Source organism: Selenomonas ruminantium subsp. ruminantium ATCC 12561 (genome assembly GCF_000424065.1).
In the GTDB taxonomy this organism is placed as follows: Bacteria; Bacillota; Negativicutes; order Selenomonadales; family Selenomonadaceae; genus Selenomonas_A; species Selenomonas_A ruminantium.
On the sequence record NZ_AUJE01000017.1, the window covers coordinates 21,514 to 44,807 of the forward strand.

Sequence of the window (23,294 nt, forward strand, 5' to 3'; positions counted from 1 at the left end):
CTTTATATCTTGTCAATAAAAACGCCCTCGCCAAGGGCGAAGGGCACTACTCAAATCACAATATATATTTACAAAAGCTCCTCACTTCTCCCGCAATGGCCGGATTTTTTCAATCAGCTCGATAACAGCGTCTTTGGCATTGCGATTGTATTTTAACTTGCTGACGCCCTCGTGGTTTTGCTTATAGGCTTCGTAGTCTGTAACGAGGGATATTTTATCGCCCTTTCTAAAGGTATTCAATATGGCCAGCACATCTTTTTTCTGTGCACACCATTCTTTCGTGAAGCTGTTAATCTGCTGCGCGATAATTTCCTCGATACGGGTTTCAATCACCGTCATGGCATCAAGGCCCTTATATTTCAGCGGGTCTTTCTTCATATCTTCCCAGAAGCCGCCAATGACATCCGCCAGCGCCGGATTCGTTTCACGGAGTTTATCGATATGGCTGTCAATGGCAGTATCTTCGATAGGCTCCACGATAAGCTCATCTTCCCTGGGCATATAGTTCTGAATCAACGACACGATATAACGGTAGTCAATGGTCACGCTGCGGATATTCTCAATCTCATAGCCGATATCCACCACCACAGGCTCCTCATCACTCGTCGGCGTTTTCAGTTCTTCAATGACATTATGATACTTGCCGCCGTACTCCGTCAGACACTCCTTCACAATGCCGTAATCGCCGAACTCCTTGTCCTCCCATTCCTGATAAACCTGAATCTCACCGCTGAGGCGGTCAACTTTCTGAAAGGCCTTGGCAAATTTCTGCATGGCGCTGCGGTCACCCATAATTGTTTCCACAGCCTCCGGCGTTGCAGCAATGCTTTTAAGTTCTGCCAATGCTTCCTGAAACTCCTTTTCGATTTCCGCAAAGGTCGGAGCACTGACTTCCTTTGTGCCGCCGTTGCTATACAGGAGCAAAGCACCATCCACAGCAGTCTGGTACTGCGCCGACCGCTGAAAAATCACCACCATGCCATAACGCTTGCTCTTGTCAAAAATGCGGTTGGTGCGGCTGAATGCCTGAATGATATTCTGCGGGGCCATCGGCGGGCGGTCTACAAAGAGAATTGCGCAGGGTGGCGCATCAAAACCGGTCAGCAGACGGTCAACCACAATGACAATATCCAACTGTTCTTTCCGCTGTTTATAACGCCCCTTCTTCCGAGCCAAACGGTCATTGAGATTGGTGTTGTAGGCCTGCAAACTGTCCAGCGCGAATTTCGTGCCAAACATTTCGTTGTAATCGGCCAAAGATTCCTTCATCGTCTGCTGATTGGCTAGCGAATCTTCGTCGTTTTCCGTCACCGTATAGGTAATGGCAATCTTGGGGAAGTCCACACACTTCTCCCGAATGGAGGGCGACACATTCCCGCCCGCAATGAATTCCTTGAACAGTTGATAGTACCGTTGAGCAATCTCAATGGAAGGCACAGTAAGAATCGCCTCATAAGCCTCCCCTTGCGGGGCATTCAGACGAAACTTGCCCGCCGCCTTGTTGATGATGTACTTCACTACACCACGGCGATGGTTGTCATTGTCGTAAATATCCGTGCCTACATTCTTGTAATAAGCGGCGAAAACCTTTTCCTCCAGCTTGTCCGGCTCCATATTGGCCAGTTCATCAGCATTGGCCACCTGCAATTTCTCGCCAAGTTCCAGCAGCTGGTCATGGGACACAGAATCCTTGTAATCAATCTGGAACCCCAGAACGGCATTATTATGCAAGGCCTCCTTGATGGTGTAATTGTGCAGACAGGGGCCATACAGCGCTTCCGTGGTGCGGGCCAAATCCCCTTTGCGCTGGCGCTTGTTCTCGTCAAAAATCGGCGTACCGGTAAAACCATACCACAGGGAATTACTAAAGAACTTCTGCAACTCCCGCTGGGTTTCCGGCGTAACCGTGCGGTGGCACTCATCCACCACAAAAGCAATGCACATGCCATGCAGGCGCTTGGCCGTAGCGGAATCCTTCTTTGCTTCGCTATTGTAGCGCTTCATGATAATCTGCATCTTTTGAATGGTGGTAACAATCACCACGCGGTCTTTGTTCTTGAGTTTTTGCAACAGGTCATGGACATTATCGGTTTCGTCCACATCAATGATGTCATTTTCCGCATAAGCCTTGAAAGAAATCGAAGTCTGCTGATCGAGGTCTTTGCGGTCAATGAGGAAAATGGTCTTATCAATCCCCGGAATCAAAATGAGATTCTTGGCTACCGTGTAAGAAGTCAAAGTCTTGCCGGAACCCGTCGTATGCCAGACAAAGCCCGACTCCTGCCGCTGGGAGGACTGCTTGACGGCTTCAATGGCATGCACCTGATAGGGCCGCAGCAAAATCAGCTTATGCCGCTCCGCATCCACCACACTGTAATGCCCCACCATCTCATGCGCTTCTGGAATCCGCAAAACTTCCTTGGCAAATTCCAGATAATTTTCCACCGGCTCATTGTTCTTGTTAACCCACGAAGTCAAAAAACGCTCATTGAGGTTTGAGCCGGTATCGGCGGCAATATAGCGGGTGTTGCTGCCATTGCTGATGACAAACATCTGCACCATGCCAAAAAGCCCACGGAACTTCCCTTCCAGACTGTATTTCTTTATCTGACGGAAAGCATCCATATAGGGATGGTCCTGGTTCTTGAGTTCAATATGAATCATGGGCAGGCCGTTAATCAGCAAAGTCACATCAAAGCGGCGCTCACGGTCATCATCATCCTGCTTGTCGGAAACAAACTGGTTGATGACCTCATAAGATGACCTGCCCCCGGCGATTTCCCGATTGCTAACCGCCATGAGGTGGATTGTGCCTTTGGCCGCATCTTCACGCGTCAAAGGGATAACCGCTTCACCATTCTCCCCCGCCAGCCACAAAGCCGCCTTGTAAGGAGTCTTGGCTACATCCAGCATATATTCCCGAATCTGATGAAACTCGGCATCCGTTACAGGCTCACCATCAAGCACAGCAAGATTGTTCTGATTCAGCTTCGCCCGGAAATTTGCCCAAAGGGATTCCTCGTCTACAATATCCTTACGATAAGTCCATTGGGAAACATCTCCCGTGAGCTGCTTAATCAGCGCCCATTCCATCGACACTTCGCTTTGTGCCATGCTCAATTCCTCCTGCTATGTTATTCTTCTTTCGCCAGAGGAAGCTCCTGCAAGCGCAGTTCCTTTTTGAGTTCTTCCTCCGTGGGCATATAAGGCATATATTTTGACGCATAAATATGGGTGCTGTTGTCGCTCCCCATCGTATACTTCACTACGGCCTCATTCTTCTCCGCGCAAAGGACAATCCCAATAGGCTCATTGTCGCCTTCATTGCGCATATTGGCCTTGTAATAATTCACATACATCTGCATCTGACCAATATCCTGATGTTTAACCTTGCCCAGCTTCAAATCAATAAGAACAAAGCATTTGAGAATGTAGTTATAGAACACAAGGTCAATATAGAAATCATCGCCGTCAAGCGAAATACGCTTCTGTCTGGCCACAAAGGAAAAGCCACGCCCCAGCTCCAGTAGGAACTGTTGCAAATGCTCAATAATCCCCTGTTCAATATCCCGCTCATAGAACTCTGGTGAAGGCTTCAGTTCCAGAAACTCCAACACATAAGGGTCACGAATAAAATCGCGATAAGGTGCCATTCCCTTATCCGTCGCTGTCTGTGGTAGTCTTTCGGTTGTCTTTTGCTGAGAAACCGTGCGCTGATAGGCAAAGGTCGTAATCTGTCGCTCCAGTTCCCGACTGCTCCATCCTGCGGCAGCACATTCTTCGGCATAAAACTCCCTAGCCTTGGAATCCGCCACCCGCATCAACATACGATAATGCGTCCAACTCAAATTGCTACGCAGTGCGTAGCAATTTGGAAAGCACCGATAAAACTGCCGCATATTCCGCAAATTGGCATAAGAATAACCTTTGCCAAATTCAGCCGTCAGCTTAGCGGAAACTTGTTGCAGAACTCCTTTTCCGTACTCTGCCTGCTTGCCATCACAAGCCTTGTCCAACTGCTGACCAACTTCCCAATATATCTGCACCATGCCAGCATTTACTGTCTGTTGTACCTTATGCTGTACATGAATTATGCTTTGTCTGATTTCGCCGTAAATATCCTGTGATACCTTTTCAACTTCATTCATAACCATCACCCCCAACGACTTTATTTCTCAGGAAACATATTTTGCAACATATATTTCTTGATTTCTTTTAAGGTCTCATGCTTACGCTGATGAAGGTCGATAAGGTTGTCCAGATTGTTAAAATGCTCACCAATCTTGGTCTGTTCTTCTTTTGTTGGGCACATAATCCCATATTCCGCATATTCCTGTGCATTAACACCAGGTTGCCCTGAACGCTGTGATGTGACAGCTATATACTTTGAATATGCCTCCGTCAATGTGTTCTGAAATACAAACTGGGCATCATATTCAGGTTTTACCCTTGCTCTAATTAGAAATCCAGCAAAATACATCAGCCCGTCAGACGGCTTATAAATATAGCTTTTGCCTACACTGGCACCTGTTCTAGCAAACAAAATGTCCCCTTCAGCTACCTTATAGTCATCAGCTTTTGATAAATCTGTATCTGGTGAAGTTATGCCTTCACTTATAAAATTATGCGAATCATCATCAATATCTGTTATACGAATATATGCGTTGATTCCATCGTACTCCTTGGCAGCAGCGTTAAGTCCGTAATCGAATGATGTTGCAATATCACCCAGCTTCCGCTGTTCCCAATCGCCAGTAAATCCAGCAAAGCGAATCTCTGGAACTTTTTCTCCTTTTTTCGGAAACATTTTTTGAAGCATATACTTCTTTACTTTTTTCAGTTCATCACACTTACGCTGATGAAGGGCGATAAGGTTGTCCAGATTAGCAAAATACGCCCCAATCTGCTTCTGCTCCTCAAATTCAGGGAATGAAGCGGGAATAGTTGACAATGTAGGAAATTGAACACGTTGCTTCTCAATTAGTGTCCCAGTTGCATAGTTTTTGTACAGTAATATGGCTTGTGGACTTTTTAACCATGTATTGATGTAATAAGAATCATAGCCATCCTTCGCAATCATAGTTGTGTAATATCCTGAAACAGCGACACTTTTGGCCATTCCGTTATACCCAACAGCCCCTAATGTCATGTTCATAGGATTATAAACAATATCGCCAGGACGAACTTCCTTAAAATTATCTTCCTTCTTTACGAGAAACTCTCTGTTGTATCTTTCAGTCTTTGGCGTTAATCCTGCCTCAACCGTAAGGCTCCATAATTCCACTTCATCCTCTGCAGGATTGACATAATTTGTTGTCTGCTCAAATACTTCTCCCAACTTCCGCTGTTCCCAATCATCCGTAAATCCCTTAAATCGCAATTTAGGCATACGCATCCCTCATCATTCATCATTATTCGTCTTTGACTTGACCAGTCAAAATCGCCTGTTTGACTTGTCAAAAGTCAAATGTCAATCGCGTTGACCTAAAATTCCGTCAGTCAGCGTCCTTGACCACAAAGCGATATTTTCCTAAGCCGTGTACGCTTTCTAGCAACCCTTAAGCCTGCATTTTCTTTATCAAGTCTGTTGCCGGACGCGCCGTGATTAACAATACACTCACCACATCACCACGTCCAAATATCTTTTCTTTGCCAAAAACCTTATACAAGGTGATTATATTATTTTGGGTCTTTACATTGACCTTGGCTGTCTCTAATCTGGCGAATAGGCTTTTTTTGCCCCAATATGCTGTATCTTCTTTCCAATCCACATGCAAATAGCGATTTTTCAGCACATTGAACTCACCCAACAGTAAGTTACACATCGCCACAAGGCCCCGAAACGCCACTAAATTTCAGCCCTCCTGCAATACCTTAATGAAGTCTGCCAGGACTTCTTCCGTTTCCTTATCCTGACATGTCAAATTATTTGACATGTCAAGCAGCTCATGCGTTACCTGCTTAATGTCAAGGTCAATCGACTGGATATTGGCGCAGACAGCTTTAAGGTCAACTTCCGGTTCGGGTTCACTGGTATCCACATAGCGGGGAATATTGAGATTGTAGTCATTTTCCTTGATTTCTTCAAAGGTGGCCAAATGGGCGAACTTGTCCACATCCTTGCGCTCATCATAAGCCGCCATAATCTTGTCGATATGCTCCGCATCCATAAAGTTCTGCGCCTTTTCCTTGCGGAACTCTTTTGACGCGTCAATAAAGAGCACATCACGGCTCACATGGTCTTTTTTCAGCACGATAATGCAGGTCGGAATGCCCGTATTGAAGAAAATCCCCGCTGGCAGGCCGATAACCGCGTAGATATTGCCATCTTCCAGCAGGTGTTTACGGATTGTCCCCTCTGCAGCCCCGCGGAACAGAACCCCATGCGGCAGGATAATGCCCATTGTGCCGTTTTCTTTCAGGTGATAGAAGCCATGAAGCAGGAAGGCAAAATCAGCCTTTGACTTCGGCGCCAGTTTTTCATAACGCTGGAAGCGCGGGTCCGTCAAGAACCCTGCCGCCGCGCTCCAATGCTGACTGTATGGAGGATTCATCACAGTAGCATCATAGTTCGTCGGCTCCTCCGTAGGCCAGTCAGCCCCCAAGGTATCGCCATTGCGGAAATGCTGATACTGGAACGGCACATTATGCAAAATCATATTCATGCGGGCCAAGTTGTAGGTGGTATGGGAGATTTCCTGCCCGAAGAACTGAATGCCATTGCGGCAGTCCTCATTGATATAGCTGCGGGCATGCAAAAGCAGGGAACCCGAACCCATGCAAGGGTCATAGATGGAAAAAGCAGGTTCCCCTTCTTTGCCTTTGGTCACGATACGGGTGATAAGTTCCGAAACCGCCTGCGGGGTGTAGAACTCGCCCGCCTTTTTCCCGGAACCGGCGGCAAACTGGCCAATCAGATATTCGTAAGCATCCCCCAGGGCATCCGCACCATACTGGGTGAAGTCAATATGCGCCAGTTCCTTCATCACATCCGAAAGCATCGCATTGCGCTTTGCCGGAGTCGTGCCAAGGCTTTTGGAATCAATATCAAAATCCTCGAACAGGTCTTCATAGAGCTTCTGCCCGCGGATAGCTTCGCCCCCCTGCTCAATATCCCGCATGGCCTGACGCAGATGGTCGGTGATAAAAGTCTTGTTGTTGATTTCATTGTACAGCGCCGTAAAGGTATACTGCGGCTCAATCGCAAAACTGTAATTTGCCTCCAGCTCGGCCTTTAAGTCATCCCAATCCTCGCCTTGACGCGCTTCCTCATACAACAGCTGCGCTTCATCAAGACTTTCCGGCTGACGGTCTTCCAACAAGTCAACCACCGTATAAAGCTGACGGTCAGACAGATACTTGTAGAAAATCATGCCGAGAAGATAATCCTTGTATTCGTCCGCGCTCATCGTACTGCGCATAACATTAGCGGCGTTCCATAACGCCTGATTCAATTCCTGTGATGCCATATCTCTATCATCCCTTGCCCTAATTAATCAGAATCTTGTACCATTGGTATCTATTATACTAGATTTATTCTTTGTTTTCAAAAAAGCGACAGCCTCCGTTCCCCAACGAATGGCTATCGCCTTTTGTTACGCTCACATACAGCTTCAATAATCCTCTCCTGTATATTACCGCCATTTCACCGCCAATCACCGCCATTTTTCTCCGAACTTGTCCGAACTTTTATCTTTAAGCGACATCTTGAGCGTCACCTTGGGCGTCATCTTGAGCGTCATTCTTTCCCTCAACGTAATATGACACCTCACGCTCGATGACAGCAGACAAAAAGGGATTATTCCTGCGTTAGTACACGCTGCGCGTGTAAATCGCTTAAGAATAATCCCTCTTTGCCTGCCGAAGTTACAACAGCATTATTTTCTTCGATAATTTTACTTTACGATATCCCCATACATCTCTGGCCGCCGGTCGCGGAACAGTCCCCAACTCATGCGGTCTTTGGCGTATTGGTCAAGGTCAAAGGAAGCGGTCAAAACCTGTTCGTCCGTGCGGCTTGCTTCTACGATAAGCGCCCCGGTATTATCCGTGATAAAGGAAGAACCATAGAAGTTAAGCGACGAGGACTGGCCGCCGTTTTCTACGCAAGGTTCCACTTTCTCTACGCCAATGCGGTTAGCCGCCATTACGGGCACGAGGTTGCTGCCCGCATGCCCCTGCATACAGCGCCGCCAATGGGGCATGCTGTCGGTTTCGAGGATTGGCTCGGAGCCAATCGCTGTGGGATAGAGCAGGATTTCTGCCCCCTGCAGGGCCATGGCGCGGGCAGCTTCGGGGAACCACTGGTCCCAGCAGATGCCTACGCCCACTTTTCCATAGCGGGTATCCCAAACCTTGAAGCCCGTATTGCCCGGCGTGAAGTAGAATTTTTCCTGATAGTAATGGTCATCGGGAATATGGGTCTTGCGGTAAACGCCCAAAACCTCACCATCCGCATCAAGCATGGCAATGCTATTAAAGAGCCGCGTGCCATCCTTTTCATAGAAACTGATGGGCATAACCACGGCCAGTTCTTTGGCAATGGGCCGGAAATGCTGCACAGCCTGATTTTCCTCTACGGATGTGGCATAATCATAAAAATCATACTGCCGCTGCTGGCAGAAATAAGGGCGTTCAAAGAGCTCCGGCAGCAGGATTATCTGTGCGCCCTGCTCCGCGGCTTTTCGTACCAGCTGTTCGGCCTTGTCTATATTCTCGCTTACGTCTGCCGTCATTTGCATTTGAATGGCGGCAACGGTTACTTTGCGCATTATCTCACCTCGTGTCTCTGCGTGATGGAAGGAATCTGCTGGGTCAGGCAATGGAAGTTACCGCCACCCACGATTACGGCTCTGGCAGGCAAGGGCACAACTTGGCGCTCCGGGAAACATTCCCCTAAGATACGCTGTGCCTCCCTGTCCATTTCATCACCAAACTGCGGCAGAATGACCTTGCCGTTGCAAAGATAGAAATTCACATAGCTGGCCGCCAGCCGTTCCCCCGGCTCCCGCCTGTCCTCGCCGTCCTCGAAGGTAAAGCTGTTTGCTTCGTCCTCGGTGATGCAGACAGGCTTTTGAGGAATGGGCAGTTTATGAATGATAAACTTACGCCCCTTGGCATCCGTAGCCGCCTCCAGCACGGCTAAATCTGCCTGACTTAGCGCATACTGCGGGTCCATCTTATCCTCCGTCCACGCCAGCAGGACTTCACCGGGCTTTACAAAGGCAAAGACATTATCCACATGCTCGTTGGTTTCATCATTATAAATGCCCCGTGGCAGCCAAATGACCTTTTCTGCGCCGAGATATTGCAGCAGCTTTGCTTCAATCTGCTCTTTTGATAATTCAGGGTTACGCCCTTTGGACAGCAGGCAGGCTTCGGTCACAACGACCGTTCCTTCACCATCCACATGGATGGAGCCGCCTTCGAGCACGAAATCCCCGGCATCATAAATATCATCATGCAGGGCCGTGCACATCTTCTCCGCCGCCGCATCATCCTGCGCGTAATCCGAGTAAAGACCGTCAAAATTGCCGCCCCAGGCATTGAAGCGCCAGTTAATGCCCCGGCGCCGGCCTTGGCCATCAACGACATAGGTCGGCCCCATATCTCTAGCCCAGGCATCGTCCGTGGGAATGGCCAGATAATGGATATGTTCCTGCGGCAGGCCCCCCAGCATTGCTTCTGCCTGCGCGCGGTGCGATTCATCCACGAGCAGATAAAGCTCTTCCACGGCAGAAATCTCGCGAATCAGCTCCACAAACACCGGCTGCACATCCGCGCCATTATTCGTCCACGAGCCGGGCCGGGTGGGCCAAATCAGGAAGGTTCCTGCATGGGGTGCAAACTCAGCGGGCATATAAAAGCCATCGGCTTTGGGTGTACTATCCTTTATCCTCATGACAATCGTTCCTTAAAGTCCTGATAACCAAATTTTTTAACCAAAGTGCAATCTCCATTAGCAGCCATCTTCCAAATGGCAGGCAAAGCCATGCCATTGAAGGTATTGTTCTTGACCATGGAATAGATGGCCATATCCTCAAAATAGAGCCTGTCTCCCGGCAGGATTTCCCGGTCAAAGGAATAATCGCCAATAATATCCCCCGCCAGACAAGTACAGGAGGAAAGCTTGTAGGTATATGCCTTCTCCCCTGCCTCGCCGGAATCCTTGAGGGGCGGCCGATAGGGCATTTCCAACACATCGGGCATATGGCAGGCGGCTGACGCGTCAAGGAGCAGGATATTTACGCCATGATTTTTGACTGTATCCAGCACCTCCGTAACGAGATAACCCGCATTGAGCGCCACGGCTTCGCCGGGTTCAAGATAGACTTCCACCGTATATTTTTCTTTGACGCCCTTAACCAGGTCAATCAATAGCTGACGGTCATAATCCGCCCGCGTGATATGATGGCCGCCGCCCATATTGAGCCAATGAATATTATCCTTTTCCAGCCAGCAGCCAAATTTCTGCTCTACGGCCTGCAAAGTCTTGGCCAAAGCATCACTGTTCTGTTCGCAAAGGGTATGGAAGTGCAAACCGTCAAGCAAATTCCAAAGCTGCGGTTCAGCTTCTACCGCCTGGGCAAAATCCTCTGCCGTAACGCCCAAGCGCGAACCGGGTGCACAGGGGTCGTAGATGGCATGTTCCTGCGTCGAGCATTCGGGATTGATGCGCAGGCCAATGCCATGCGCTATGCCCCGCGCCTGCTGAATTTCCTTAACCTTGGCGCCAAAGCGGCGCAACTGGGAAAAGGAATTGAAGATTACATGGTCGCAGATAGCGGCAATCTCTTCGATTTCCTCAGGACGGTAGGCAGGAGAAAACACATGGTTCTCCCCCGTCATTTCCTCATGGCCCAAGCGCGCCTCATAAAGGCCGCTGGCGGTAGCGCCGTCAAGGTACTTGCCAATCAAGGGATACTCGGCAAACATTGAAAAGCATTTCTGCGCCAGCAGGATTTTGCAGCCTGCCGCCTCTTTGACCTGCTGCAAAGTCCGCAGGTTATTCTCTAAGGCCTGCTCATCCACCACATAGGCGGGCGTGGGCACTTTGTCGATTTTCATGCGCATTTCTTAGTCCACCAGCACCGGATTTTCTTCGACCTTCCAGGGCAGGCCCCATTTATTGAGGGCTTCCATATACGGGTCCGGGTCGAACTCGTCCGTGGTGAACACGCCGGGCTTTTTCCACTGGCCCGTGGCGACAAGCATAGCACCAATCATAGCGGGAACGCCGGTGGTATAGGAGATGGCCTGCGAGCCGACTTCCTTGAAGCATTCCTGATGGTCGCAGACATTGTAGATATAGATGGAACGTTCCTTGCCGTCCTTCTTGCCCGTAAAGATGCAGCCGATATTCGTCTTGCCCTTCGTGCGCGGGCCGAGGGAGGCCGGGTCGGGCAGCAGGGCTTTAAGGAACTGAATCGGCACGATTTCCTGCCCGTTGTAGTTAATCGGCGTCGTGGAGAGCATGCCCACGTTTTCGAGGCAGCGCATATGGTCCAGATAGCTCTGGCCAAAAGTCATAAAGAAGCGGATGCGCTTGACTTCGGGCATATTGCGGCCGAGAGCCTCGATTTCCTCATGGTGCAGCAAATACATATCCTTCTTGCCCACGCCCTCGAAGTCATACTCCCGCTTGATGCTCATGGCCGGAATCTCAATCCATTTGCCATTTTCCATATAGGAGCCGGGCGCAGAAACCTCGCGCAGGTTGATTTCGGGGTTGAAGTTCGTGGCAAAGGGATAACCATGGTCGCCGCCGTTGCAGTCGAGGATATCAATGGTGTCGATGGTGTCAAAGTAATGTTTCTTGGCATAAGCGGCAAATACCGAGGTTACGCCCGGGTCAAAGCCTGTGCCTAAAAGTGCCGTCAGGCCCGCATTCTTGAACTTATCTTCATAGGCCCACTGCCAGGAATAGTCAAAGTACGCGGAGAAGCCCAAATCCTGGCAGCGCTTTTCGTAAATCTTGCGCCATTCCGGGTCTTCCGTATCTTCCGGCTCGTAGTTTGCCGTGTCGATATAATCCACGCCGGCAGCCAGGCAGGCATCCATAATGGTCAGATCCTGATAAGGCAGAGCCACATTGAGCACAGCATCCGGCTTATAATCTTTAATCAGCTTGGTCAGTGCTTCCACATCATCGGCATCAATCTGCGCTGTGGTGATTTTCGTCTTCGTCTGGCCCTGCAGTTTTTCTTTCAAGGCATCGCACTTGGAAACCGTGCGGCTGGCAATCATCAGTTCGTCGAATACCTCATCATTCTGACATACCTTATGGATAGCTACGCTGGCTACACCACCGCAGCCAATAATCATTAATCTGCTCATTTCTGTTCCTCCTCCGATAAAATATCCTCAACATATTTGGGCAGCATAAAAGCGCCCTTATGCAGATGGGTCGTATAATACCAGGTCTTGAGTCCGCGCTTGTTCCAACGCTTGGCGTCAAAATCCTTCAAGGGATGGTACTTTTTGGACGCAAAACCGAACATCCAAAGCCCTGCCGGACAGGTCGGAATTCCCGCCTGATAAACGCGGCTCACCGGAAAGCTCTGATAGGCCTTGCGGTGCATGGCGCGGAATGCTGCCTCATCCTCATCATAAAACGGGCTGCCATGCTGATAAACCATAATGCCGTCATCATGCAGGGCACGATAACAGTTGCCATAGAACTCGCGCGTAAAGAGTCCTTCCGTATGGCCAAAGGGGTCGGTCGAATCGTTGATGATGAGGTCATACTTATCCCGGCAGCGCCGCAAAAAGCGCAGACCATCCATATTCGTAATCTTCACCCGTGCATCATCAAACCCCTTAGCCGTTTCGGGGAAAAACTCCCGCGATACTTCGATGAACATTTCATCCGGCTCCACCACATCGATGGACTCAATCTCCGGGTACTGGGTCAGGACTTTAGCGACACCACCATCGCCGCCGCCGATTATCAGCACATTTTTTACGCTTGGATGAACGGCCATGGGCACATGCACCACCATTTCGTTGTAGATGAATTCATCTGCCTCCGAAAAGATAATTTCGCCATCGAGCACAATCATCCTGCCAAATTCCCGCGATTCAAACACATCAATGCGCTGATATTCACTCTGCTTGGAAAAAAGCTGTTTATCCACCCGCACAGAGGTTTTGACATTTTCCGTATCCATCTGGGAAAACCATATTTCCATGTATCTGCCTCCTTTTGACCCGTCAATCTGACCGGTCAAGTTGACTGGTCAAATTTCCGTCAAAATGCGCATTTCCCGGCATTCCAAATCCTGCGTTCCCTGCAGGGAACAGCCCTTTTCCCGCGCGTATTCGATATAGTCGAGAATCTCCTGGGTAATGCGCTCGCCCGGTGTCAGAATGGGAATTCCCGGCGGATAGCACATAAGCATTTCCCCTGCCACCCGTCCTACAGTTTTCTCCAAGGGCAATTTCTCGCCCTGTGCATAGAATGCCTCCCGCGGACTCATCACGAGCTCCGGGGCGATGAACTCCCCGCAGTAAAGTTCCTTTTTGTCCTTGCCGGCGCGGTCGGCAATATCTTCGAGCGCACCTACGAGCCGTTCGATATCGCGAATGCGGTCGCCGATGGAAATATAGGCCAGAATATTGCCGATATCGCCGAATTCAATCTGAATATCGTACTCGTCGCGCAGCATATCGTAGACCTCAATGCCCGTCATGCCAATGCCCTGCGTGAAAACGGAAAGTTTCGTCACATCAAAGTCAAATACGCTGTCCCCATCGATAAGTTCCCGCCCATAGGCATAAAAGCCGCCAATCTCATTGATTTCCGCGCGGGCATACTCCGCCATGGAGCTGACCTTCTCAAAGGACTCGCGGCCATGCAGGGCCAGATTGCGGCGGGACAGGTCAAGACTGGAAATCAGCAGATAGGACGCACTCGTCGTCTGCGTCAAGTTGATAATCTGCTGCACATATTCAGCGTCCACACCCTTACCACAGAGCATAATGGAACTCTGCGTCAGACTGCCGCCGGATTTATGCATGGAAACAGCCGCCAAATCCGCTCCGGCAGCCATGCCCGAAATCGGCAGATTATCACCAAAGTACAAATGCGTGCCATGCGCCTCGTCCACGAGCACTTTCATGCCGGCCTTATGGGCAATATCCACAATGCCCTTTAGGTCGGATGCGATGCCATAATAAGTGGGATTGTTGACAAAGATGGCCTTGGCCTGGGGATGCTCGCGGATGGCCCTCTCCACATCCGACAGCGCCATGCCCGTGGCAATGCCAATCTGATGATTGACCCGTACCGGCACATAAACCGGTATGCCGCCGCAGAGCACCAACGCATTGATGACGCTTTTATGTACATTGCGCGGCAGCAGGATTTCTTCCCCCGCCCGCACCGTCGCGAGCACCATCGCCTGCACCGCCGAAGTGGTGCCATGCACCATAAAAAACGCTTTCTGCGCGCCAAAGGCATCGGCGGTCAGTTCCTCCGCTTCCTTGATTACCGAAACCGGATGACTTAAATTATCCAGCATCTTCATGGAATTGACATCGACGCCCACGCATTTTTCGCCTAGAAAATCCACGAGTTCCGGGTTGCCCCGCCCCCGCTTATGCCCGGGCACATCAAAGGGCACAACGCGCCGCTTGCGCAATTCTAACATGGCTTCGTATACAGGGGCCGTATGTTGACTGATTCTATCCATTTTCCCCTCCCAGATAAAGATTCCGACAATTATCACTAATGTCGTTACTTCTAAAATTTTACAGTTTCTTAAAAGATTAAGCAAGTAAAATTATTTTATGTTTTTACCAAATAAAAAACCGTCTGGACAAAATTCTTGTTCCAAACGGTTGATATGTTAATCAGAAGTTGATGGCCAACTAGATTTTTTAATGAACCTGCGGCGTCTGCACCGGTACTGCCGCCGTGTTGCCATGGAATTTCAGCACCGTGGCAATCAAAAGATTCAGCACAAAGCAGGCGCCAAAGAAGTACAAGGTATCTGCATAACTATGGGTGTGTTCCCAAAACCAGGCTACAATGGTGGGCCCCACGACACCGGCTATGCCCCAGGCTGTGAGCACGCGGCCGTGGATGGCGCTGAGTTCCTTCGTGCCAAAGATATCGGAAAGATAGGCCGGCATGCAGGAAAAGCCACCGCCGTAACAGCTGATAATCAGAAACACCAGCATCTGGAACAACATGGCATCACGCGTGCCTGCCAGCAGCCAGAACGCAGCTGTTTCCAAGGCAAAGAACACCATATAGGTAAGCCCGCGCCCCAGATAGTCCGAAAGGGTTGACCAAAGGATGCGCCCGCCGCCATTTAAGAGGCCGATAATGCCCACCATCGAAGCTGCCTGCGCCGCATCCATGCCCGTGACCTGCTGCGCCATCGGCGAAGCCACCGCCAAAAGGCCAATGCCGCAGGTGATGTTGACAAAGAATATCCACCAGAGAGCACCAAACTGCCAGGTCTTGATGGCTTCGGCCGCCGTAGCACCATGCTGCAGTTTCTTGACTACGGAACTGCCCTCCGGCAGTACCGGCGGCTGCAGATACATGGCCGACGCGCCAATCAGCACCATATAGACCGTGCCCAAAATCAGGAAATTTTCCACCAGACCAAACTGCGCCGTCAGATACTGCATCACCGGCCCGGCAAGCAAGGCCGCAAAGCCAAAGCCCATAATGGCCAGCCCCGTGGCAAAGCCGCGATGATTGGGAAAATACTTGACCAATGTTGATACCGGCGTAATGTAGCCCACGCCCAAACCAATACCGCCAATCACACCATAAAAGAGATAGAGCAGCGGCAGGCTGTGCAGATAAAAAGCCAGCGCCGTACCGAACATTCCTGTGCCGAAGAAGGCCATGGACAGAAGTCCGCTTTTCTTCGGGCCATGTTTTTCCACAAACCGCCCCAAGAACCCTGCGGACATGCCCAAAAACAGAATAGCCAAAGAAAACGTCCAGGTCGTCTCCGACAGGGTAAAGCCCATCTCCGCCATAATCGGACGGGTCAAAACACTCCAGGCATAGACGCTGCCGATGGAAATATGGATTCCCACTGCAGCCAGAGCAATCAGCCAACGATTCCGCATGAAAACCATCCTTTCTGCTGTATAAACAGCAAGCGAAAAGAGATTTTTCCCGGCGGGCAAAACAAAAACCGCCTGGACAAAAATCTCTGCCCAGACGGTCGGCTTATCTTAACCATACAGTGCATGTGGTCATTTCCACTTATCCGTCAGCCCTGCATGGCCTGTTTATTATTTTCTGTCAGTATACCCTTTTTTAACGGAACTGTCAATATGCCAAATGAATACCACCACCTCAAAGGGACGCAGATTTTTTTCCACTCCTTCATAGTTTCCAAGTAATTTACGGAAACCAGCCTTGCTGTATTCCTGCAAAGATTTTTCTTGCAAGGAAACCGGATGGCTGCGGAAATTACAGAAGATGACAAGTTTTTCCCCGTCCAGTTCCCGCTGATAGGCAATTACATCCGTGTTTTCTCTCTCCAGAAAAGTGATTGAACCTTCGGCAATGATTGGCCGTTCATGACGCAAACGGATAAGCTGCTGATAGAAGGAAAAGATGGAATCCTGCTCCTGCCGTTCGGACTCCACATTGATTTGGCGGTAATTGTCAGGCGGCAGTATCCATGGTGTGACCGCAGAAAAGCCCGCATATTTTTCTGCTGACCACTGCATGGGCGTGCGGCCATTATCCCGGGAACGGGCTGCAAGAATTTCCAAGGCTTCCTCAGAAGTTTTCCCTTGCTGCTGCAGGATTTTACAATAGTTAAGGCTTTCCACATCCCGATACTGTTCCAAGGAATTGTAATGTGCGTTGGTCATGCCGATTTCTTCCCCTTGGTAGATGTAAGGCGTTCCCCGCATGAGATGAATGCAGGCTGCCAGCATTTTAGCCGATTCCTTCCGCAAGGGGCCATCATCGCCGAAGCGTGAAACAGCCCGGGGCTGGTCGTGATTGCACCAGAAGGTGGCGTTCCAGCCTTCCCCGTCCTGCATACCTTCCTGCCATTGGGTAAAAAGGCGCTTGAGCTCTGTGATATCCGGCTTCATCAGCTGCCATTTGTCCCCAGCTTTGTAGTCCACCTTCAAATGATGGAAGCTGAACACCATGGCCAGTTCCTTATACCGGGGACTGGAGTAGTGAATGCAATTTTCCAGACTGGTGGAGGACATTTCCCCCACCGTCACCATGCCTTCAATACCGCTTTCTCGCACCATTTCCTGCAAAAATTCATGTACATGGCGGCCATCGGTATAGAACCTGCGGCCATCTCCCTCATAATCGTCTGCAAAGACTTCCGGTTTGGAAATAAGGTTCACTACGTCGAAGCGGAAGCCCTTTAATCCCTTTGCCTTCCAAAAGCGCAGGATATCCTGAAGTTCACGCCGCACAGCTGGATTCTCCCAGTTGAGGTCGGCCTGGGTCTTGTCAAAGAGATGCAAATACCACTTGCCCAGTTCAGGGACATATTCCCAGGCAGAGCCGCCAAATTTGGAAACCCAATTGGTCGGCGGTTTGTCCGGCTCACCAGCTTGGAAAATGTAGTAGTCCTGATATTCCTTTTCCCCGGCCAGAGCGCGTTTGAACCATTCATGTTCCGTGGACGTATGGTTGAACACCATATCAAACATGAGGCCTATGCCACGCTTATCTGCTTCAGCAATAAGCCGCTCCACATCGGTCATGGTGCCGAAGCGCGGGTCAATGCAGCGGTAATTCGCTACATCATAACCATTATCCCTTTGAGGCGATACGAAAAACGGCGTAAGCCAAAGGTAATCTACCCCCAGCTCAGCAAGATAATCCATTTTCTCAAGGATGCCCGGCAAATCGCCCAAACCATCGCCATTGGCATCGCGAAAGGATTTTGGGTATATCTGATAGACAACTTTATTATGGAAATCTGCCATAATAAACACTCCTCCTATTTCCTTATCAATATGCAGCGATGACCGTTTCACCGGCCTTGCCCTGCATGCCGGTTTGGAAGTCAAAACGGTCCACCCCATTTTTATTGGTGATGATGCAGACCGTCACATCGTCATGACCTGCTCCCTTAATCTTTTCACGGTCGAATTTCAGCAGCGGCGTACCAGCCTGCACTTCATCGCCCACCTTCACCAGATACGCAAAGCCATCGCCCTGCATATCGACTGTATCCAGGCCCACATGGAGCAAAATCTCTACACCATCAGGCAGCACCAGTCCCACTGCATGGCGGGAATCTTCCATAAGTACCGCTACTCTGCCCGCCACAGGAGCAAGCAAGGTTTCACTATGCGGACGGATAGCCAGCCCCTCGCCAACCAATCCTGCCGAGAATACGCCATCATTCACTTCCGGCAAAGAAATCACCTCGCCGTCCAAATAAGCCCGGAATTCATGCACACCTGCAGCAGCCTGTACCGGTACAATATGCTCCTCTGCAAAGGCCGCAGAAACCTCTTCTAGCACCATCTCTTTGTCCACGCCCTTTTTCTTGCCCACGAGCACGGTAAGGATAAACGGTACGGCAATGGCAGCCAACATGCTCAGCGCAAAGCTGGGCATATACTGGGGCTGGATAGAGAGAATGCCGGGAACACCGCCTACGCCGATGGCATTGGCTGTGGTCGATGTGGACACACAGATCACGGCTGCACAAGCAGAACCGGTCATACCACAGATGAAAGGGAAGAAATATTTCAAATTTACACCGAAGATAGCCGGTTCCGTAACGCCAAGATAACAGGAAATCCAGGCAGGTACATTGATTTCCTGCGCAGCTGCATTTTTTCGCTGCAGGTAAATCATGGCCAGGACTGCCGAACCCTGCGCGATATTGGAAAGGGCAATCATGGGCCAGAGCATGGTGCCATGGTAATCGGCAATCAGCTGCAAATCAATGGCATTGGTCATATGATGCAGCCCCGTGATAACCAGCGGCGCGTAGATGAAACCAAAGATGGCGCCAAAAATCACTCGGAAATCCCCCGTAATACCAGAGAAAACCACGGCCGAAATCGCCGAACCAATCTTCCAGCCAATCGGCCCCAGGATAAAATGAGCAGCGCATACGGTCAGCACCAGACTGCAGAACGGCACCACAATCATGGAAATCACGGCAGGAGTAATCTTACGGAAGAACCGCTCCAGATAGACCAGGGTCAAAGCCGCCAGAATAGCAGGCAGGACCTGCGCCTGATAACCAATCATATCCACCTTGAAGCCGCCAAAATCCCAAAAGGGAATCTTGTCCGCCGGAGTCGTGGCCACCGCATAAGCATTCAACAGCTGGCTGGAAACCAAGGTCAGGCCCAACACGATGCCCAAAATGGGCGTGCCTCCCATCTTCCGTACCACAGACCAGCAGATACCCACGGGAATCCCTAAATGGAAGACCGCTTCGCCAATCAGCCAGAGAAAGTGGTCCATGCCTGCCCAGAACGGACTGAGCTCCACCAAAGTCTTGGTGCCGTTCTCGAAAAGATACAAGGAATCAATGCAGTTGCGAAAACCTAAAATCAAACCACCGGTAATAATCGCCGGAATCAGCGGCGCAAAAATCTCTGCAGCAATCGCCGCGCCCCGCTGAAAAACATTCTGATTGGCCCCGGCTGCTTCCTTGACTGCATCCTTGGAAACGCCCTCAATTCCGGCGACCGCCGTGAAATCCTTGTAGAACTCGCTTACCGTGTTGCCAATGATGACTTGAAATTGTCCGGCCTGGGTAAAACTGCCCTTCACTACCTTCATCGCTTCAATGGCCTTGACATCTGCTTTCTTGGGGTCTCCCAACACAAAGCGCATCCGCGTCATGCAGTGCGATACAGCAGCGATATTTTCCTTGCCGCCTACCAGACGTAAAAGTTCCTTTGCGTCCTCCGTATACTGACCCATATTCATGCCCCTTTCCAGAACTTGTTTAAACAACTTTATTTATATCATGCCACACTTGTTCAAACAAGTCAAGTGTAATTATTCTTTTTCGATAAGAAAGAATAATCAGTAAATTCTTCGCTGGTAAAAGACCTGAATCTATACTATAATGAAATCTGCAAGAAAGACCAGAGGTGATTTTATGCCTAAAGCAAAATTCGATTCCATTTTTCACGATCTCAGACAGCGCATAGAAGAAGGACAGTATCCCTTCCAAAGTCTGCTGCCCTCAGAAAACCAACTGACAGAAATCTACAGCTGCTCCCGCAACACCATCCGCCGTGCTGTCGGCGGCCTGGCAGAACTTGGCTATGTACAGCCCCTTCATGGCCGGGGCGTTCGCGTCATCTACCAGCCCATTGCGCAAAATGAATTCACCATCGGCGGCATCGAGTCCTTCAAAGAATCCGCTGCCCGGAATCACATGAAGGCCTCTACGGTAGTGCTGCGCTTTGCAGAAATCGTCACCGACGAGCGTCTCTCCCGCAAAACCGGCTTTCCCGCAGGCAGCGTTCTTTACGATATCCGGCGGGTACGCTGCTTAGACGGCAAAGCCCTGATTATGGATATCAACATGTTCCGCAAGGATCTCGTTCCCGGCCTCACAAAAGCCATTGCCGCCACTTCCATTTACGAATACATCGAGGATGTTCTGGGTATGACCATTGTCACCAGTAAGCGGCGTATGACCGTCGAACGGGCCACCCGCGAAGACGAAGCTTTTCTGGCCTTGGGCGATTACAACTGTCTGGCCGTAATTACCGGACAAACCTACAACGCTGACGGCGTACAGTTCGAATACACACAATCCCGTCATCAGCCAGATTACTTTTGCTTCGAAGACACCGCTATGCGCAGAAAAAAATGACGGTTGAATGTTTATTGTTTTGGACTGTATTATTGCAAACTCCCTGCCGCCATCTCCTCCACCACCTGATAGATATAGCCCAGGGCAGAATGCATTTTTTCCGGCGACAAATCCACGCCATAACGTCGTTCCAGCTGACCTATCCCCTGTTCCATGCCGTCTGTTTGCTTCCCGGCTTGCAAATCGGCAAACGAGAGCTGACGGATATAGTCCTTGCTGAGATTCTGCATGCCCAGACCTATGAGGCGCACAGGCTGGCGCTTTACCTTTCGCAGCAGTTCCACCGCAATTTTGTAAATCTCATAGCCATCATTGGTACTTTCACAGGTCTGGGAACGGGTAATGGATTTCATATCCCCATAGGTAATCTTCAGCGTTACCGTCCGGCCGTAAAGTTCCCGTTTCTTGAGCCGTTCATCCACATTGCGGGCCAAAATCAGCAGCACATCCTGCAAAAAGAAAAAGTTCCGCTGGTCCTTTTGAAAGGTCATTTCCCTGCTCAATGACTTGGCATCGGCGGCATCATAATGAATCACCGGGCGTTCATCCAACCCTAATGCAGAATTGAGGATAAAGCTGCCGTGTTTTGGCCCAAACATTTCCAACACCTGTTTCGACTTGGCAATGATATCTTTGACCTTATAGATACCATAGCCATTTAATTTTTCTGCCGTGCGCTTGCCAATGCCGAAAATCACGCGGATATCCCGCTCGCTAATCAGCTTACAATACGACTCCCGGTCAGGAATCACAAAAAAGCCGTCCGGCTTCTTCTCCTCGCTCGCCATCTTAGCCGCCGACTTGGAATAGCCGATACCCACAGAACAGGTCAGTCCCGTCTCGGCCTTTACCCGGGCTTTTATCAAGAGGCCCAGTTCCTCGGGACTATGAAAATTTTTTACGGAACGGGTAACGTCCAAATAGCCTTCATCGCAGGCAATGTACTCCGTGACATCCGCATAAGTTTCCCAAATATGATGAAGTTCCATTGATATCCGACGGTATTTTTCATAGTCACCGTGCATAAAGACTGCCTGCGGGCAAAGCCGGTAAGCCTCCTTGATATTCATGGCCGAGTGAACGCCATACTTCCGGGCAATATAATTACAGGTGGAGACAACGCCTCGCTCATGGGGCTTGGCACCGATAATTACCGGCCTGTTCTTTAGTTTAGGATTGTCCCGGATTTCCACAGAGGCAAAAAAAGCATCCATATCCACATGTATGATGACACGCTTCATAAAAAGCCCTCCACTTTGTGTAATCATCTTACACAAAGTGTAACATAAAGGCAAAATTCAGGCAAGATAATTACACACTGTGACCTGCTCCTCATTGCAAAAAAATCCGTTGATAGAACAAAGGTCAACGGATTTTTTGATAAATTGCAGTTTGTAGGTGCGAGCCTGAACACATTTGGTACAGCTCAGTGAGGCGGCGGTGGGAATACTTTTCCGCCGCTTCACTAAATGTCCCGCCAGCAGAAGTACGCATCTTCCAGTAACCTGCGCCGGTCTTGCCCGGCGCCATCTGGCTAAACAGCTCTAAAATTGCCGAGAGGGTCGTTTTAGCGGAAACAGAAAAAGTACTCCCCCGTGAACCCCTGACTGCGTATGAACAGGATACCTTTAGCACGAACGCGCTGACAAACTGCAATTTATATGTTGCTTTAGCACAGCCGCATTACCCCATACTGCACTTTGCTATACCTGCCCCCAGCCCGTTCCGTAAAGCCTAGGCGCGCAAATTCCCGGCTCTTGCTGGATTCTTTAAGCACCACGCGCTGTCTTGCCACTCTGCGGGCTTCGGCGATGGTTTCCAGTGTCAGCGGATTTTTGTTGGCCACGGGCCGCAAAGGTGCAATGTTTTTGCTCTCGGCAAAGGGATGGCGGAACATGGGGTCAAAGTAGATGACATCCACGGAATTGTCCGGCTGGGCTTTGAGGTATTCATAAGCCTCGGTGCAGACGGTCTTTACCCGGCGCATGGCCATAATAATCTGTTCGGTGTCCTTTTCATAATTGGCCAGCCCATAGCCCACCACCGCTTCAATGAGCGGCTGGGATTCAAGGCCCGTAACGCTGCCGCTCTCGCCCACTACAGCACTGGCCACAATGGCATCTGCGCCGAATCCCAATGTACAATCCAGCACATCCATGCCCGGTTTTAGCCCCATAGCTTCTGCCATGCGGTCGCCATCACCGAAGCGCAGATTTTTCATGCGCAGATGTGCCATATTCGGGTGAAAAAAGAGCTCCGCTTCCGGTGTAACGAGGGTCAGCAGGCCTTTTTTCGCCACCAAAGCAAACTTGGCGTCATAGCTTTGGCAAAGCTCTGGTATATTCGTGCGCCCGCGTTCGGCATAGGGAATATGCAGCCGCTCTGCCATCTCCCGGGCCAGTTTTTCACTGGGACGGTTCCATTTGCGGCCGGTAGTCGCTATGGCCGACAATTTATTTTCGTTCAATATCTATC

Annotated in this window: 17 protein-coding genes and 1 riboswitch; of the genes, 1 reads left to right on the plus strand and 16 read right to left on the minus strand. The window is 50.1% G+C overall.

Going from position 1 to position 23,294, the window contains the following annotated elements; all coding sequences use genetic code 11:
* Positions 1–81: 81 nt before the first annotated feature.
* The 14 genes from G598_RS0107845 to treP all read right to left on the minus strand — a co-directional run bounded on the left by G598_RS0107845 (position 82) and on the right by treP (position 19,912).
* Positions 82–3,114 carry a type I restriction endonuclease subunit R, EcoR124 family gene (locus tag G598_RS0107845; protein WP_026766501.1) on the minus strand — a complete coding sequence of 1,011 codons (3,033 nt, stop codon included), beginning with the start codon at positions 3,112–3,114 and terminating at the stop codon, positions 82–84.
* A gap of 20 nt (positions 3,115–3,134) precedes the next feature.
* Positions 3,135–4,148, minus strand: coding sequence for a PDDEXK nuclease domain-containing protein (locus G598_RS0107850; RefSeq protein ID WP_026766502.1), 1,014 nt, complete (start codon positions 4,146–4,148; stop codon positions 3,135–3,137).
* A gap of 20 nt (positions 4,149–4,168) precedes the next feature.
* Positions 4,169–5,389, minus strand: coding sequence for a restriction endonuclease subunit S (locus G598_RS18975; RefSeq protein ID WP_169534976.1), 1,221 nt, complete (start codon positions 5,387–5,389; stop codon positions 4,169–4,171).
* A gap of 169 nt (positions 5,390–5,558) precedes the next feature.
* Positions 5,559–5,825 carry a hypothetical protein gene (locus G598_RS0107860; RefSeq protein ID WP_157833299.1) on the minus strand — a complete coding sequence of 89 codons (267 nt, stop codon included), beginning with the start codon at positions 5,823–5,825 and terminating at the stop codon, positions 5,559–5,561.
* Positions 5,826–5,855: 30 nt separating this feature from the next.
* Positions 5,856–7,469: a type I restriction-modification system subunit M gene (locus G598_RS0107865; protein WP_026766505.1), complete on the minus strand. Its 1,614-nt coding sequence runs from the start codon at positions 7,467–7,469 to the stop codon at positions 5,856–5,858.
* A 426-nt stretch (positions 7,470–7,895) separates the two neighbouring features.
* A complete protein-coding gene (aguB, locus tag G598_RS0107875; RefSeq protein ID WP_026766506.1) occupies positions 7,896–8,771 on the minus strand; it encodes an N-carbamoylputrescine amidase in 876 nt (291 codons plus the stop codon).
* Positions 8,771–9,901: an agmatine deiminase gene (aguA, locus tag G598_RS0107880; protein ID WP_026766507.1), complete on the minus strand. Its 1,131-nt coding sequence runs from the start codon at positions 9,899–9,901 to the stop codon at positions 8,771–8,773. The genes aguB and aguA overlap by 1 nt, the downstream gene beginning before the upstream one ends.
* On the minus strand, positions 9,898–11,067 hold the full coding sequence (nspC, locus tag G598_RS0107885) for a carboxynorspermidine decarboxylase (RefSeq protein WP_026766508.1): 1,170 nt from the start codon (positions 11,065–11,067) through the stop codon (positions 9,898–9,900). Before nspC ends, aguA begins: the two co-directional genes overlap by 4 nt.
* A 9-nt stretch (positions 11,068–11,076) precedes the next feature.
* Complete coding sequence (locus G598_RS0107890) at positions 11,077–12,336, minus strand: saccharopine dehydrogenase family protein (protein ID WP_026766509.1); 1,260 nt, start codon at positions 12,334–12,336, stop codon at positions 11,077–11,079.
* A complete protein-coding gene (speE, locus tag G598_RS0107895; RefSeq protein ID WP_026766510.1) occupies positions 12,333–13,190 on the minus strand; it encodes a polyamine aminopropyltransferase in 858 nt (285 codons plus the stop codon). The genes G598_RS0107890 and speE overlap by 4 nt, the downstream gene beginning before the upstream one ends.
* A 48-nt stretch (positions 13,191–13,238) precedes the next feature.
* Positions 13,239–14,693, minus strand: coding sequence for an aminotransferase class I/II-fold pyridoxal phosphate-dependent enzyme (locus G598_RS0107900; protein WP_026766511.1), 1,455 nt, complete (start codon positions 14,691–14,693; stop codon positions 13,239–13,241).
* A gap of 187 nt (positions 14,694–14,880) precedes the next feature.
* Positions 14,881–16,095, minus strand: a complete 1,215-nt coding sequence (locus G598_RS0107905) for an L-lactate MFS transporter (RefSeq protein WP_026766512.1) — start codon at positions 16,093–16,095, stop codon at positions 14,881–14,883.
* 81 nt (positions 16,096–16,176) lie between these two features.
* Positions 16,177–16,259, minus strand: a riboswitch (ZMP/ZTP riboswitch).
* A 4-nt stretch (positions 16,260–16,263) separates the two neighbouring features.
* On the minus strand, positions 16,264–17,943 hold the full coding sequence (treC, locus tag G598_RS17430) for an alpha,alpha-phosphotrehalase (RefSeq protein ID WP_051180084.1): 1,680 nt from the start codon (positions 17,941–17,943) through the stop codon (positions 16,264–16,266).
* Between the two features lie 25 nt (positions 17,944–17,968).
* The gene (treP, locus tag G598_RS0107915; RefSeq protein ID WP_026766513.1) at positions 17,969–19,912 is read right to left on the minus strand and encodes a PTS system trehalose-specific EIIBC component; all 1,944 of its coding nucleotides are present in this window, start codon (positions 19,910–19,912) and stop codon (positions 17,969–17,971) included.
* A gap of 181 nt (positions 19,913–20,093) precedes the next feature.
* On the opposite strand from treP, the gene treR reads away from it, so the two are divergent.
* The gene (gene treR / locus G598_RS0107920; RefSeq protein ID WP_026766514.1) at positions 20,094–20,819 is read left to right on the plus strand and encodes a trehalose operon repressor; all 726 of its coding nucleotides are present in this window, start codon (positions 20,094–20,096) and stop codon (positions 20,817–20,819) included.
* 29 nt (positions 20,820–20,848) lie between these two features.
* Here the strand turns inward: treR and dinB are convergent, their stop codons facing one another.
* Complete coding sequence (gene dinB, locus G598_RS17435) at positions 20,849–22,060, minus strand: DNA polymerase IV (protein ID WP_037363616.1); 1,212 nt, start codon at positions 22,058–22,060, stop codon at positions 20,849–20,851.
* 428 nt (positions 22,061–22,488) lie between these two features.
* The gene (locus tag G598_RS0107930; RefSeq protein ID WP_026766515.1) at positions 22,489–23,286 is read right to left on the minus strand and encodes a class I SAM-dependent methyltransferase; all 798 of its coding nucleotides are present in this window, start codon (positions 23,284–23,286) and stop codon (positions 22,489–22,491) included.
* Between the last annotated feature and the right edge of the window lie 8 nt (positions 23,287–23,294).

Coding starts and splice junctions, on each gene's coding strand:
- treC (WP_051180084.1), bottom strand. CDS start 17,943: ATGGCAGATTTCCATAATAAAGTTGTCTATCAGATATACCCAAAATCC.
- aguB (WP_026766506.1), bottom strand. CDS start 8,771: ATGCGCAAAGTAACCGTTGCCGCCATTCAAATGCAAATGACGGCAGAC.
- speE (WP_026766510.1), bottom strand. CDS start 13,190: ATGGAAATATGGTTTTCCCAGATGGATACGGAAAATGTCAAAACCTCT.
- G598_RS0107850 (WP_026766502.1), bottom strand. CDS start 4,148: ATGAATGAAGTTGAAAAGGTATCACAGGATATTTACGGCGAAATCAGA.
- G598_RS0107900 (WP_026766511.1), bottom strand. CDS start 14,693: ATGGATAGAATCAGTCAACATACGGCCCCTGTATACGAAGCCATGTTA.
- G598_RS0107905 (WP_026766512.1), bottom strand. CDS start 16,095: ATGCGGAATCGTTGGCTGATTGCTCTGGCTGCAGTGGGAATCCATATT.
- aguA (WP_026766507.1), bottom strand. CDS start 9,901: ATGAGGATAAAGGATAGTACACCCAAAGCCGATGGCTTTTATATGCCC.
- nspC (WP_026766508.1), bottom strand. CDS start 11,067: ATGAAAATCGACAAAGTGCCCACGCCCGCCTATGTGGTGGATGAGCAG.
- G598_RS0107865 (WP_026766505.1), bottom strand. CDS start 7,469: ATGGCATCACAGGAATTGAATCAGGCGTTATGGAACGCCGCTAATGTT.
- dinB (WP_037363616.1), bottom strand. CDS start 22,060: ATGAAGCGTGTCATCATACATGTGGATATGGATGCTTTTTTTGCCTCT.
- treR (WP_026766514.1), top strand. CDS start 20,094: ATGCCTAAAGCAAAATTCGATTCCATTTTTCACGATCTCAGACAGCGC.
- treP (WP_026766513.1), bottom strand. CDS start 19,912: ATGGGTCAGTATACGGAGGACGCAAAGGAACTTTTACGTCTGGTAGGC.
- G598_RS18975 (WP_169534976.1), bottom strand. CDS start 5,389: ATGCCTAAATTGCGATTTAAGGGATTTACGGATGATTGGGAACAGCGG.
- G598_RS0107890 (WP_026766509.1), bottom strand. CDS start 12,336: ATGAGCAGATTAATGATTATTGGCTGCGGTGGTGTAGCCAGCGTAGCT.
- G598_RS0107845 (WP_026766501.1), bottom strand. CDS start 3,114: ATGGCACAAAGCGAAGTGTCGATGGAATGGGCGCTGATTAAGCAGCTC.
- G598_RS0107860 (WP_157833299.1), bottom strand. CDS start 5,825: ATGTGTAACTTACTGTTGGGTGAGTTCAATGTGCTGAAAAATCGCTAT.